This window comes from Streptomyces flavofungini, from assembly GCF_041028215.1.
Classification (GTDB): Bacteria; Actinomycetota; Actinomycetes; order Streptomycetales; family Streptomycetaceae; genus Streptomyces; species Streptomyces flavofungini_B.
Genome location: NZ_JASKYR010000192.1, coordinates 1 through 12,406, shown reverse-complemented (window position 1 = coordinate 12,406; position 12,406 = coordinate 1). Strand labels below are relative to the sequence as shown.

12 protein-coding genes are annotated in these 12,406 nt (G+C 73.8%); 6 read left to right on the top strand and 6 right to left on the bottom strand.

Going from position 1 to position 12,406, the window contains the following annotated elements:
• From AB8Z36_RS15750 to AB8Z36_RS15740, 3 genes are all read right to left on the bottom strand, one after another.
• The coding region (locus tag AB8Z36_RS15750) for a serine/threonine-protein kinase (protein WP_369213927.1) at positions 1 to 1,194 on the bottom strand (1,194 nt) is incomplete at its 3' end.
• A 79-nt stretch (positions 1,195 to 1,273) separates the two neighbouring features.
• The gene (locus AB8Z36_RS15745) at positions 1,274 to 1,855 is read right to left on the bottom strand and encodes a MarR family winged helix-turn-helix transcriptional regulator (protein ID WP_369213926.1); all 582 of its coding nucleotides are present in this window, start codon (positions 1,853 to 1,855) and stop codon (positions 1,274 to 1,276) included.
• A 14-nt stretch (positions 1,856 to 1,869) separates the two neighbouring features.
• The gene (locus AB8Z36_RS15740; RefSeq protein ID WP_369213928.1) at positions 1,870 to 2,466 is read right to left on the bottom strand and encodes a DJ-1/PfpI family protein; all 597 of its coding nucleotides are present in this window, start codon (positions 2,464 to 2,466) and stop codon (positions 1,870 to 1,872) included.
• 367 nt (positions 2,467 to 2,833) lie between these two features.
• Here AB8Z36_RS15740 and AB8Z36_RS15735 point away from each other — a divergent pair, with 367 nt between their 5' ends.
• Positions 2,834 to 3,646: a VTC domain-containing protein gene (locus AB8Z36_RS15735; protein WP_369213925.1), complete on the top strand. Its 813-nt coding sequence runs from the start codon at positions 2,834 to 2,836 to the stop codon at positions 3,644 to 3,646.
• On the opposite strand, the gene AB8Z36_RS15730 is transcribed toward AB8Z36_RS15735, so the two are convergent.
• Positions 3,579 to 4,916: a sensor histidine kinase gene (locus AB8Z36_RS15730; RefSeq protein WP_369213924.1), complete on the bottom strand. Its 1,338-nt coding sequence runs from the start codon at positions 4,914 to 4,916 to the stop codon at positions 3,579 to 3,581. The two genes, AB8Z36_RS15735 and AB8Z36_RS15730, sit on opposite strands and share 68 nt — an antisense overlap.
• Positions 4,916 to 5,635: a response regulator transcription factor gene (locus AB8Z36_RS15725; RefSeq protein WP_369213923.1), complete on the bottom strand. Its 720-nt coding sequence runs from the start codon at positions 5,633 to 5,635 to the stop codon at positions 4,916 to 4,918. Before AB8Z36_RS15725 ends, AB8Z36_RS15730 begins: the two co-directional genes overlap by 1 nt.
• Before the next feature lie 72 nt (positions 5,636 to 5,707).
• On the opposite strand from AB8Z36_RS15725, the gene AB8Z36_RS15720 reads away from it, so the two are divergent.
• From AB8Z36_RS15720 to AB8Z36_RS15700, 5 genes are all read left to right on the top strand, one after another.
• The gene (locus AB8Z36_RS15720; RefSeq protein WP_369213922.1) at positions 5,708 to 6,313 is read left to right on the top strand and encodes a hypothetical protein; all 606 of its coding nucleotides are present in this window, start codon (positions 5,708 to 5,710) and stop codon (positions 6,311 to 6,313) included.
• Between the two features lie 167 nt (positions 6,314 to 6,480).
• Positions 6,481 to 7,839 (top strand): aspartate aminotransferase family protein, encoded by a 1,359-nt coding sequence (locus tag AB8Z36_RS15715; protein WP_369213921.1) that lies wholly within the window; start codon positions 6,481 to 6,483, stop codon positions 7,837 to 7,839.
• A gap of 243 nt (positions 7,840 to 8,082) precedes the next feature.
• Positions 8,083 to 8,781, top strand: coding sequence for a GntR family transcriptional regulator (locus tag AB8Z36_RS15710; RefSeq protein WP_369213920.1), 699 nt, complete (start codon positions 8,083 to 8,085; stop codon positions 8,779 to 8,781).
• The gene (locus tag AB8Z36_RS15705) at positions 8,778 to 11,183 is read left to right on the top strand and encodes a dolichyl-phosphate beta-glucosyltransferase (RefSeq protein WP_369213919.1); all 2,406 of its coding nucleotides are present in this window, start codon (positions 8,778 to 8,780) and stop codon (positions 11,181 to 11,183) included. Before AB8Z36_RS15710 ends, AB8Z36_RS15705 begins: the two co-directional genes overlap by 4 nt.
• Positions 11,184 to 11,260: 77 nt before the next feature.
• Positions 11,261 to 11,911: a hypothetical protein gene (locus AB8Z36_RS15700; protein WP_369213918.1), complete on the top strand. Its 651-nt coding sequence runs from the start codon at positions 11,261 to 11,263 to the stop codon at positions 11,909 to 11,911.
• A 27-nt stretch (positions 11,912 to 11,938) separates the two neighbouring features.
• On the opposite strand, the gene AB8Z36_RS15695 is transcribed toward AB8Z36_RS15700, so the two are convergent.
• Positions 11,939 to 12,406 (bottom strand): SLATT domain-containing protein (locus AB8Z36_RS15695; RefSeq protein WP_369213917.1); only part of this gene is annotated, 468 nt, incomplete at its 5' end.

Sequence of the window (12,406 nt, the reverse complement as noted above, 5' to 3'; positions counted from 1 at the left end):
GGCTGCGGCTGCTCGTCCGGGTCCTCCGCGTCCAGCAACTGCACCCCCCCCCCCCCCCCCCCCCCCCCCCCCCCCCCCCCCCCCCCCCCCCCCCCCCCCCCCCCCCCCCGGCGTCGAGGGCCCCGCGCCGACGGGTCCCGCGCCGGAACCCTGCGCCGGGGTGTCCCCGGAGGCTCCGGCCCCGCCGCTCCCTGCGCTTCCGCCGCTCCCGCCCCCGGGCACCGCGTCCTCCGGTCCCGTGGCCCCCGCGCCGCCCGGCTGCGGCTGCTCGTCCGGGTCCTCCGCGTCCAGCAACTGCACCGCGTGCCGCCCCAGTTGCGCGACCAGCGCACCCGGCAGCCACGGGTCCAGCGTGCGGCCCCCCTCGCTCAGCGTGTCCTGCGCGCCCGTGCGCTCCAGGACCTCGTCGAGGGAGGGGCGGTCCGCCGGGTCCTTGCGCAGACAGGCGGCGATCAGCTCGGCGAGGCTCTCGGGGAGCCCCTCCAGATCCGGCTCCTCCTGCGCGATGCGGAACATCAGCGCGTGCACCCCGCTGTTGGCCGTGCCGAAGGGCAGCGCGCCCGAAGCCGCGTACGCCAGCACGGAGCCGAGGCAGAAGACGTCGCAGGCCGGGGTGATGCGGTCGCCGCGCACCTGCTCGGGCGCCATGAAGCCGGGCGAGCCGACGAGCGCGCCGGTGCGGGTCAGACCGCCGTCGGTGACCGTCTCCAGGGCGCGCGCGATGCCGAAGTCGATGACGCGCGGGCCGTCGATGGTGACCAGGACGTTCGACGGCTTGAGGTCGCGGTGGACGATGCCCGCCGCGTGGATGTCCTTGAGCGCGTTGGCGAGACCGGCCGCGAGGATGTTCACCGACCGCTCGGGCAGCGGGCCGTGGCCGTGCGAGACGACGCTCTGCAAGGAGGGCCCCGCCACATATCCCGTGGCCACCCACGGGATGACCGCCTCGGTGTCGGCGTCGAGGACCGGCGCCGTCCAGGCCCCGCCGACCCGCCGCGCGGCCTGCACCTCCTGCCGGAAGCGGTTCCTGAACTCGTCCTGCTCGGCGAGCTCCTGACGGACCAGTTTGACCGCGACCGTGCGGCCCCTGCCGGACCGCGCGAGGAACACCTGTCCCATGCCGCCCGCTCCGAGCCGCGCAAGCAGCCGATAGGCCCCGATGCGCTGCGGATCTCCGGGCCCGAGCTTCTCCATCGCCGCACCTACCTCCCCCATTGGTGTGCAACAGAGTGAGGATAGTGCGCGGGTGCGACAGCGCGGGCCCCACCGCTCTCTACGGTTCCGTAACGGGTTCCGCATCCGGGTCGGACAGCGCGTCCAGCACCTCGGACAAGCGTTCCAACACCCGTACCGTTTCAACGAATTCGCGCTCGCCGAGCACCGCCGAGAGCCGTCCCGCGAGTTCCGCGTGCCCCGGTTCGATCCTCGCGACGGCGGCTCTGCCCGCGTCCGTCGGGCGCAGCAGCTTGGCGCGGCGGTGCGCAGGATTCGGCACGTACTCGGCGAGGCCGTCGCGCACCAGGAGATCGGCCACGCGCTGCACGCTCTGCCGGGTGATGCCCATCGCGCGGCCGATGCCCGCCACCGGCAGCGGTTCGCGCAGGACCGCGCCGAGCACCTGCCACCAGGCGGCGGTGAGCCCCGCGGGCCTGGCCAGCTCCTCGGAGCGCGCGAGGAACTGGCCGTTGAGCCGGAAGACGGTGAGGGCCGCACGACTGAGCAGGTCCTGCCGGGTCCGGCGCGCCAGGTCGTCCGGGCCGGTCGGGCCGTCCGGGCTGGTCGAGCCGGGGGTGCCGGTCGGGTCGGGGGTGCCGACCGGACCGGGGCCTCCGGACGAGTCGTTCGCGTCGCTCATCTTCCGTCTCCCGCCTAGCTGTTCAGCGTCTCGAAGGCCGCCGGGTCCGAGTCGTGGAAGAGGCGGTACCAGGCGTCGAGCTTCTCGGGGCCGAAGACGTCACCGAGCCGCCCGAAGATCTCCCGGGCGAACGCGACCGGCTCGGTCGGTCCCGCCGTGACCAGGTCGCCGTCGGTGACCGCGTCCGCCTCCACGTACCGCTCGCCTCCCCGGTAGCCGCTCGCGGCCAGGTACATCGCCGCCGCGCTGGTGTGCGCCCGGTCGTCGAGCAGTCCCTCGCGGGCGATGCCGGATGTGGCCCCGCAGATGGCGCCGACCGGCACCCCGGCGTCCAGGAAGGCGCGGGCGGCGCGTGCGAAGGGCGCCAGGTCGTCGCCGGTGTCCCAGAGGTCGGCGCCCGGCAGGATCAGCAGCGCGCTGTCCTCGGGGCGCAGGTCGGCGAGCGGGAGCGCGGGCTGTACGCGCAGGCCACCGAGGGAGGTCACGGGCTCGGTCGAGGGGCCGACGGTGCGGATCTCGTACCCGGACCGGGCGAGCCACGCCGTGGTGTGGCCGGTCTCCCAGTCGGCGAAGGTGTCGTAGACGGCAAGGTGCACGGGCTTGCGGGACATGGGGTCCTCCGTGAGGCGGATACCGCTGCGGCTCATGACGTCGTACGTAAGCATGCTGTCAAAAAGGCAGCATACTGCCAATGCTTGCCGCTGCCGGAGACCCCTCTTCGTTAACGTCCACCAGGGGCGCCCTTAACCCGCGCGTCCCTAGCGTCCCGGGCATGGACAGCACACTGACCCACCGCGAGGAGACCGCCCCCTCGCCGTCCTCGAAGTCCGTTTCAGGCAATCGGAACCTTCGGGAAGGGTAAAGGAGTTCTCAAGTAGGACGACCAAGTAGGACGACCTTCCGACGCACCCCCCAGGCACCACGAGGACGCACGACCCGGACCCGCACGCTCACCCCCAGCCATCCCAAGGAGACCGTGTGAACCCCGCCGTACGCGCCATAGGCCGCGCCGCACTCGCCGCGCACCCCATCGCGCTTGACGAGGTGAACGCCCGGGCGGAACTGCTCGCCCGCTTCGACAACAGCTATCTCGTGCCCGTCGACGTCTTCGACGACCTCGCGGCCCTGCTGACCGACCCCCGGCGGGCCGGTGGCCCCTTCCGGGCGCTCAGCATCGGCGGAAAGCGCTGGTTCCGGTACCACTCGACGTACTACGACACCCCCGGGCTGCTCACCTTCCACGACCACCGGCAGGGCCGCCGCCTGCGGTACCGCATCCGCGAGCGGGTCTACCGGGACAGCGGTGAGCGGCAGTTCGAGATCAAGCTCAAGAGCGGCCGGGGCGAGACCGTCAAGCACCGGCAGCGCCTCGAAGGCGACGACCACGCCCTCGACGAGGCGCGGCGGGGCTTCCTCGCCGGGGTGCTGCGCGGGTCGTATGGAGTGGAGGCCCCGGACGGCCTCACCCCGTCCCTGGTCACCGACTATCAGCGGGCGACCCTCGTGGCCGACGGCCAGCGCATCACGTGCGACGCGGGCCTTGTCGTACGCGACACCGCGACCGGCAGGACCGCCGAGGCCGACTCCGGGCTCGTGCTCGTCGAGACGAAGACCAGGGGCCATCTCACCGAGGCCGACCGGGTGCTGCACCGCTTCGGCGTGCGCGCGGCCGACTTCACCAAGTACTGCGGGGGGTACGCGGCGGTCCGCCCCGAGCTGGGCATCAACAAGTGGGCACGGTCGGTCCGGACGGCCTTTCCGCGCGGGGTGCGGGCGGGAACGTCAGGATGACCTCGGCCCCGGCGTCCGTGCTCGCCGCCCCGAAGCGGCCCCGCGCCTCCTCGGCCGTGCGGCGGGCGATGTCCAGGCCGAGCCCGGTGGAGCCGGCGCCACTGGTGCCCCGGCCGGGGGAGGCGTGGCCCGGAAAACCCGGACCCTCGTCGCGGACGGACAGCTCCGCCCCGCCCCCGGAGGTGGTGCGTACGGAGACGTGAAAGGCGGTTCCCTGCGGGGTGTGGTCGAGGACGTTGCCGATCAAGGCGTCCAGAGCCGCGGCCAGTTCATCGCCGGGCACCGGCACCGGGACCTCGTGCTCCGGGGCCGTGACACCGCAGTGCCGCCCCTGGTCCTCGGCCAGCGGGGCCCAGAAGGCGGCCCGTTCGCGGGCCACCGCCGCCAGATCGGCGCGCGGTGACTCGCGCAGGGGGCGCCTGGCCCGGCGGATCACGTCGTCGACGCTGCGTTCGAGCGCGATGACGTCGGCGGCGATGCGGCCCGCCTCCTCGGTGTCGCGCAGGGACTCGGCGTCCAGGCGCAGGGCGGCCACCGGGGTGCGCAGGCGGTGGGCCAGGTCGGCGGCGTTCTCGCGCTCGGCGGTGAGGAGCGCGTCGATGCGGCCCGCCAGGCGGTTCAGCTCGCCCGCGATCAGACGCAGCTCGGGCGGCCCCTCGGGGGTGGCGCGGGCGGTCAGGTCTCCGGCGGCGAGCCGGTCCGCCGTACGGGCGAGACGGCGCGTGGCGCCGACGAGGCGCGCCCCGAGCCGGTCGGCGAGCAGCAGCCCGACGAGGACGAGGCCCACGCCGATGCCCGCGAGGACGAGCCAGGAGGCGAGCGTCCCGGCGTACAACTGGTGCTCGTTGAGCGTTACTTGGACGACGGCGGTGCCGTCCTTCGCGCCCTGCACGGGGACGAGCACAAGGCGTCCGCCGGACGCGGGCTCGTAGGTGAAGGCGCGGCCCGTCCGCGCGAGGCGCACGGGATCGGTGGCGGCCGGATTCCCGGTGCCGCGCGGCCCGATGACGGAACCGTCGGCCAGGACGAGGGAGGTCGCGGGCAGGTCCTTGCCGTTGACGCTCTCCACCGTCTGCTCGGCGGTCTCCCGCTCGTCGGCGGTGGCCAGCGAGGGCCCGAGGGCGTGCGCGACCCACTGGGCCCGTGCGGTCGCCTCGGCCGTGGCGCGGTCGGCGGCGTGGGAGCGGGTCAGCAGGGTGAGGGGGACGAGCAGCGCGGTCAGGACCAGGGCGGTGGTGGCGGCGGTGAGGAGGAGCAGACTGCGGCGCATCAGGGGGTGTCCCGCGCGTCCTCAGGTGCCGTCCGGGGGGCTTCCGGCGCGGTCAGTCTGACGCCCACGGTTCGTACGGTGTGCAGATAGCGCGGGTGCTGTGCGGTCTCGCCGAGCTTGCGGCGGAGCCAGGAGAGATGGACGTCCACCGTCTTGTCGGCGCCGCCGAGCGGCTGCTGCCAGACCTCGGCGAGCAGTTCGCGCCGGGAGACGACCTGGCCGGGCCTGCGGGCGAGATAGGCGAGCAGATCGAACTCGCGGGGCGTCAGCTCGACCCGGTCGCCGCCCAGGGTGACGGTGCGGGAGGCCGTGTCGACGGTCAGCTCCGCGACGCGCAAGGGCTCCTCGGTCCCACCCGCGCCGAGACGCCGCAGCACCGCCTTGATCCGCGCGTCGAGCTGGGCGGCGCCGAACGGCTTGACGATGTAGTCGTCCGCGCCGTCCTCCAGGACCGCGACCATCTCCGGCTCGTCGTCGCGGGCCGTCGCCACGATCACCGGCACGTCGCTGACCGCGCGCAGCATCCTCAGCACCTGCGTCCCGTCCACGTCGGGCAGCCCCAGATCGAGGACGACCAGGTCGGGTCTGCTGGTCATCGCGGCGTCGAGCCCCGCCATGCCGCTCGGCGCGGTCGCCACGGCGTGCCCCTTGTCGCGCAGGGCCCGTACCAGGGCGCCACGGAGCTGGGGGTCGTCCTCGACGACGAGAAGATGGGCCATACAACCACCGTAGCCAGGGCCTTGACCCGGGCTGTGACCGGGCGTTGGCAGACCATGCTGCACAGTGGCGTGATGAGGAAGTGGCGGAGCGCCGTGGTGACGGCGGCATGGGTGGCCGTGGGCACGGCGGCGGGGGCGCTCGGCGCCTGGCAGCTCGCCAGTGCGGACGGCGGGGACGGGGCCGCGCACAGCAGGCCGCTCGACGAGGCGGCGGTGCGCGCGGCGTTGGCGCGGGCGTCGGCTTCGGGGGCGGCGTCCGGCGACGCGGCGACGGGCGGTACGGGAGCCCCGTCGGCGTCCGGCGGCGCGTCCCCCCGCCCGGCGGGAGAGCCGTCGGAGCCGCAGCGGCCTTCCAAGCCGCAGCAGCCGCAGCAGCCGCAGCAGCCGTCGCGGCCGAAGCAGCCCTCGGAGCCGACCGGGACGCCCGAGCGCTCCACCGTCCGTTTCACGGGCGGCTCGGCGACCGTGGAGTGCCGCCCCGACGGCACCGTCCGCCTCGTCTCCTGGAGCCCCGCCGACGGCTTCCACATCGACGACGACGTGGTGCGCGGCCCCGCGGCGGTGGCCCGCCTGGAGGCGGAACCGGGCGACGACGAACAGGACGACCTGCCCTACGAGATCCGCTGCACGGCGGACGGCCCGCGGGCGCGCGTGGTGCCGGACGCGGACGACGACTGAGGATGCCGGACGCGGACGAGGACCGAGGGCGGCGCGTACGCGGACGACGACCGAGGGTACGTACGCGGTCCGATGACCGCCCATACGACACTCTGTCGGGTTCCGCCCGCTCCGCCAGACAGGACGCCCATGTCGTGTCCACTCCGCGGACATCTACCCTCGCCCTCATGACCCCTCAGCCGAATCCCCAGGTCGGCGCCGCCGTGAAGGCCGCGGACCGCGCACATGTCTTCCACTCCTGGTCCGCTCAGGAACTCATCGACCCCCCGGCCATCGCCGGTGCCGAGGGCTCCCGCTTCTGGGACTACGACGGCAACCGCTACCTCGACTTCACCAGCGGCCTCGTCTTCACCAACATCGGGTACCAGCACCCGAAGGTCGTCGCCGCGATCCAGGAGCAGGCCGCGACGATGACCACGTTCGCGCCCGCCTACGCCGTGGAGGCCCGCTCGGAGGCCGCACGCCTCATCGCCGAGCGGACCCCCGGCGACCTGGACAAGATCTTCTTCACCAACGGCGGCGCCGACGCCGTCGAGCACGCCGTCCGGATGGCCCGGCTGCACACGGGCCGCCCGAAGGTCCTCTCCGCGTACCGCTCGTACCACGGCGGCACCGAGCAGGCCATCAACATCACCGGTGACCCGCGCCGCTGGGCCTCCGACAGCGGCTCGGCGGGCGTGGTCCGCTTCTGGGCGCCGTTCCTCTACCGCTCCCGTTTCTACGCGGAGAACGAGGCGCAGGAGTGCGAGCGGGCCCTGCGGCACCTTGAGGACACGATCGCCTTCGAGGGCCCGCAGACGGTGGCGGCGATCATCCTGGAGACGATCCCCGGCACGGCGGGCATCATGGTCCCGCCGCCCGGCTACCTCGCCGGGGTCCGCGAGATCTGCGACCGCCACGGGATCGTCTTCATCCTGGACGAGGTCATGGCGGGCTTCGGGCGGACCGGCGAGTGGTTCGCCGTGGACCACTTCGAAGGGGTCGTGCCGGACCTGATGACCTTCGCCAAAGGGGTCAACTCCGGCTATGTGCCGCTGGGCGGCGTCGCGATCTCCGCCGCCGTGGCGGAGACCTTCGCGCGGCGGCCCTACCCGGGCGGGCTCACGTACTCGGGGCACCCGCTGGCCTGCGCGGCGGCGGTCGCCACGATCCGGGTGATGGCGGAGGAGGGCATCGTCGAGCAGGCGGCCCGCCTCGGCGCGGACGTCATCGGCCCCGGCCTCGCGGAGCTGGCCGAGCGCCACCCGAGCGTCGGCGAGGTGCGCGGCGTGGGCATGTTCTGGGCCCTTGAGCTGGTGAAGAACAGGGAGACGCGGGAGCCGCTGGTCCCCTACAACGCCACGGGAGAGGCGAACGCCCCCATGGCGGCGTTCGGCGCGGCGGCCAAGAAGCGCGGCCTGTGGCCCTTCATCAACATGAACCGCACGCATGTGGTGCCCCCCTGCAACATCACGGAAGCCGACGCGAAGGAGGGCCTCGCGGCCCTGGACGAGGCCCTGACGGAGGCCGACGCCCACACGCGCTGACCCCCCACCCGGGGGCCGGGCCGCACCGGCCCCCGGCACATCTCCCGACGCCTCGGCCCCCGCGCGTGGCAGCGGTGGCCCGCGGCACCGCGGAACCGCCCCGGCGCGCGTCACCGCGTAGTCTGACGTGCTCGAAAGCAATCCGAGCGTGTCAGGCGCGTCGGAGGAGACCACGCCGTGAGGACCGGGCGGGCGGGCACGCCAGGACCGGTCAGGCGCCCACGCCAGGGGGAGGCCCCACCCATGCCCGGAAGCGAAGGCCCCGCCGTCATCCGCAGCACGCTGCGCCAGCAGATCGCCGACGCCCTCCGCGACGAGGTGCTCGGCGGCAGACTGGAGCCGGGCCAGGAGTTCACGGTCAAGGAGATCGCGGAGCAGTACGGGGTCTCCGCGACCCCCGTCCGCGAGGCCCTGGTCAACCTCACGGCCCAGGGCCTGCTCGACGCCGACCAGCACCGCGGCTACCGCGTGCACGAGCACACCCTCGCCGACTACCGGGCCATGCTGGAGGCCCGCGGCCTGATCGCGGACGGCATCTTCCGCGACCTGGCGGAGAACGGCTCGCCCCACCTGAGCACGCGCGACGCCCTGGTCTCGGTGCGCCGCCGCGGCGAGGAGGCGGCCCGCGCCGCCTGCGCGGGCGACCTGAACGTCCTGATCGGCTACGACCTCCGCTTCTGGCGCGAGCTGAGCGCGCTCTTCGGCAACCCCTACCTCTCCGAGTTCCTGCACCGCATGCGCGTGAAGTCCTGGGCCTGCGCCGTCACCCACCTGCGCCGCTGGAGCGAGACCGAGGGCGGCGACCTGCGCGGCGCCCTCTGGTCGCGGCACACCGAACTGGTCGACGCCCTGGTCCGCGACGACCCCCGCGCCGCCCACGAGATCGTCGCCGAGTACAACGCGCACTCCTTCGCCCTGATCGAACGGCTGGCCGCGACATGAGCGTCGACCTGTCGGTCGTGATCCCCGCGTACAACGAGGAACAGCGGCTCGGGCCCACCCTGGACGCGATCCGGGACCACCTGGAAGCCACCTGCCGCGGCGAGTGGGAGCTGATCGTCGTCGACGACGGCTCCACCGACCGCACCGCGGAGATCGCCGAGGAGACGGCCGCCGCCGACCACCGCGTCCTGCTCCTGAGCGGCGACCGCAACCGCGGCAAGGGCCACGCCCTGCGCGAGGGCGTCCTCGCCTCCTACGGCCGCCGCGTCCTGGTCACCGACGCCGATCTCGCCGCGCCCATCGAGGAGCTCGACCACCTCGACAAGGCGCTGACCGACGGCCACACGGCCGCGATCGGCTCCCGCGCGCGCCCCGGCGCCACCATCGGCGCCCACCAGCACCGCCTGCGCGAGTTCCTCGGGCGTACCGGCAACTACCTCATACGCTCGGTCGCCGTCCCGGGCATCCGCGACACCCAGTGCGGATTCAAGCTCTTCGACGGCGACCGCGCCCGCGAGGCCTTCGCCGCGTCCCGGCTGCGCGGCTGGGGCATAGACGTCGAGATACTCCAGTACTTCCGCCGGGCGGGCTGGCCCGTCGCCGAGGTCCCGGTGCGCTGGTCCCACCAGGAGGGCTCCAAGGTCCGCCCGCTGGACTACGTACGGGTCCTCGCCGAGCTGACCGCCCTCAAGGCCCGCACGCTCCGCCGCGCGGACGTCCTCGCGGCCCTGCTCTTCCTGGTGATGGCGGTCGCGCTGTACGCCCAGCGCTGGATCGCGCCCGGCTCCCGCTACATCCCGGACGCGCTCCAGGACCAGAACCAGTGGGAGTGGTTCTTCGCTGTGACGGCCGACAACGTCCGCCACCTGCACAATCCCCTCTTCACCGACCTCCAGAACTTCCCCGACGGCGTGAACCTCATGGCCAACACGGTCATGCTCGGCCTCTCCGTCCCGCTGGCCCCCGTGACCTGGCTGCTCGGCCCCGCGGTCGCCCTGAACGTGGCGATGACCGGCGGCCTCGCCGCCACCGCGTTCGCCTGGTACCGGCTCATCGCCAAGCGGCTCGTACGGCACCGGGGCGCGGCGGCCGTCGGCGGGGCGCTCGCCGCCTTCGCGCCGCCGATGATCAGCCACGCCAACGCCCACCCCAACTTCATCGTCCTGTTCATGATCCCGCTGATCATCGACAGGGCGCTGCGGCTCGGCGAGGGCACCCGTGTCGTACGGGACGGGGTCGTCCTCGGGCTCTTCACGACGTACCAGATCTTTCTGGGCGAGGAGCCGCTGCTGCTCGCCGTGCTCGGCACGCTGCTGTTCGCCGCCGGGTACGCGGTCGCCCGGCCCGATGTGGCGCGGACCGCCTGGCGCCCGCTTCTGCGCGGCACCGGCATCGCCCTCGCGGTCACCCTGCCGCTGGTCGCGTTCCCCCTCTACTGGCAGTTCTTCGGGCCGCAGAGCTACCGAAGCGTCCTGCACGGCGACAACGCGGGCAACTCCCCCCTCGCCTTCGTCTCCTTCGCCGAGCGCTCCCTCGCGGGCAGCGAGCGGAGCGTCGAGGGGCTCGCGATGAACCCCACCGAGCACAACGCCTTCTACGGCTGGCCGCTGCTGCTGCTCGCCTTCGCGGTCGTCGTACGGCTCTGGGACCGCGCGGTGGTCAAGGCGCTCGCCGTCACGGCGGCCGGGGCGGCGCTCCTGTCGCTCGGGCGGGAGTTCCGTGTCCCGCTGACCGGGGCCGAGCTGCCGGGTCCGTGGGCGCTGCTCGCCGACCGCCCGCTCTTCGAGTCCGTCATCGAGTCGCGCGTCGCGATGGTGTGCGCCCCCGTGCTCGGCATGCTGCTCGCCCTGGCCCTCGGCCGCCTGCGGTGGGCGCGACGGCGGCGGGCGGTCGCGGGCGTGGGCGCCGTCGGGCTCGCGCTGCTGCCGATCGTGCCCGTGCCGCTCGACGCCGTGGACCGGATCGACGTACCGCCCTTCATCGCGGACGGCACCTGGCGCCGGTACCTGGGGGAGGACGAGACGCTCGTGCCGATTCCGGTGCCGGACCCCGCCAACGCCGAGGGGCTGCACTGGCAGACCACGGCGGACCTCGGCTTCCGCCTCCCCGGCGGCTACTTCAACGGGCCCTGGGGCCCGGACCGCGTCGGCATCTACGGGCCCCCGCCGCGCGCCACCTCCACCCTGCTGCGCGATGTGAGCGACTCGGGCCGCAACCCGCAGATCACCCCCGCCGTGCGCGCGGCGGCCCGCGAGGACCTCGCGTTCTGGAAGGCGGGCGTCCTCGTCCTTGCCCCGCAGTGGAACGACGGCCAGTTGCGCACCGCCGTGGAGAAGCTGGTCGGCAGCCGGGCGAAGTGGGTCGGCGGTGCCTGGGTATGGGATCTGCACAAGGGCAGCTAGGGAGCCGGGGCGCGACTACGCTGCCCCCACGCGCGCGAGGCACCGCACACCACCTCGCATGACCCGAGGAGTCCTACTTGGCCTGTGACCTCTGGCTGGTCCCGCTCGTCGATGTGTTGTGCCACAGCCCCGACAACCCCTTCGCCGAAGAGCTCGCCGTCTACGACAAGGCGCTGCACGAGGCCGGTCACCCGGCCGTCCCGGTCTTCTCGTACATGCCGGGTCTCTCCGGCGACGTGGCACCGGTCGCCGGATTCGACTACGACGCGCTGCACTTCCTGCGCCGCGCCTACCTGCTCCAGATCTGCGGCCTCGAGGTCACGCCGGTCGACGAGCTGGGCGGCGACTACGAACAGCTCCTGGAGATGTTCGACGCCACCGCCCAGCAGTCACACCTGGTCTGGCACTACGACCACGCGGGCGCGTACGTCCCCGTGGACTTCCCCGCGCCGCTCTCCAACGACGAGCTGCTCGCCGGGGGCGGCCCGCTGGGCTCCTCGCAGGCGCTCCTGCGCGAGCTGGAGTACGTGGCGCCCGCGATCGGCATAGACCCGGCGAACCCCCCGCTGGCCCCGAGGCCCCCGGCGGCACCGACGTCCCTGGAGGAACCGGCGGCCCAGCCCCCGCCGGACGAGAGCCCCTTCGCCCGCGAACGTCACGTCTGGCTCGGCCTGCACGCGGCCACCACCCGGAGCCTGGCCCAGGGCTCGATGATCATCTACAGCTAGGCCCGCCAGGCCCCTGGCCTTCCGGTGTCACCGGGGCTCCGGCGGGCSYDGCCGGGGCATGWTGGGCCGCGCCCCCGGCGGCAGGGGAAACCGCCCCGGGGGCAGCGGAGCCTCGCCCCGGGCGGGCCCGGGCACCATCGCCTGCATGCCCAGCGGCACGGGCCCCGCCCGGAACTCCACCATCCAGTCGGACGTCTCCGCCCTGACCAGCTCGGTCACGTCCTCGGAGAACTTCCGCAGCACCAGCAGACACCGCTCGGCGGCCTCACCCGCCGTCCCCTCGGTGGGCCCGAGCACCTCGCGGACGCTCTCCGACGCCCAGTCGAACTGGAGTGCCTGGAGCCGCCGCTGCACGGCCTGAGCGGTGGCGACGTCCCGCATCCACCCGGAGGTGAGCCCGAAGAACCGGTCGCACCCGACACACGCCACCCCGCCGAGCAGCGCGACGAACCCCCAGGTGGCCACGCCCGGCACGGCCCCGGCCAGGTCGAGGAG

What these genes read in the sequence shown, in the direction of transcription:
- AB8Z36_RS15745 (WP_369213926.1), bottom strand. Translation starts at nt 1,855, where the DNA reads ATGAGCGACGCGAACGACTCGTCCGGAGGCCCCGGTCCGGTCGGCACC.
- AB8Z36_RS15740 (WP_369213928.1), bottom strand. Translation starts at nt 2,466, where the DNA reads ATGTCCCGCAAGCCCGTGCACCTTGCCGTCTACGACACCTTCGCCGAC.
- AB8Z36_RS15730 (WP_369213924.1), bottom strand. Translation starts at nt 4,916, where the DNA reads ATGCGCCGCAGTCTGCTCCTCCTCACCGCCGCCACCACCGCCCTGGTC.
- AB8Z36_RS15725 (WP_369213923.1), bottom strand. Translation starts at nt 5,635, where the DNA reads ATGGCCCATCTTCTCGTCGTCGAGGACGACCCCCAGCTCCGTGGCGCC.
- AB8Z36_RS15720 (WP_369213922.1), top strand. Translation starts at nt 5,708, where the DNA reads ATGAGGAAGTGGCGGAGCGCCGTGGTGACGGCGGCATGGGTGGCCGTG.
- AB8Z36_RS15715 (WP_369213921.1), top strand. Translation starts at nt 6,481, where the DNA reads ATGACCCCTCAGCCGAATCCCCAGGTCGGCGCCGCCGTGAAGGCCGCG.
- AB8Z36_RS15710 (WP_369213920.1), top strand. Translation starts at nt 8,083, where the DNA reads ATGCCCGGAAGCGAAGGCCCCGCCGTCATCCGCAGCACGCTGCGCCAG.
- AB8Z36_RS15705 (WP_369213919.1), top strand. Translation starts at nt 8,778, where the DNA reads ATGAGCGTCGACCTGTCGGTCGTGATCCCCGCGTACAACGAGGAACAG.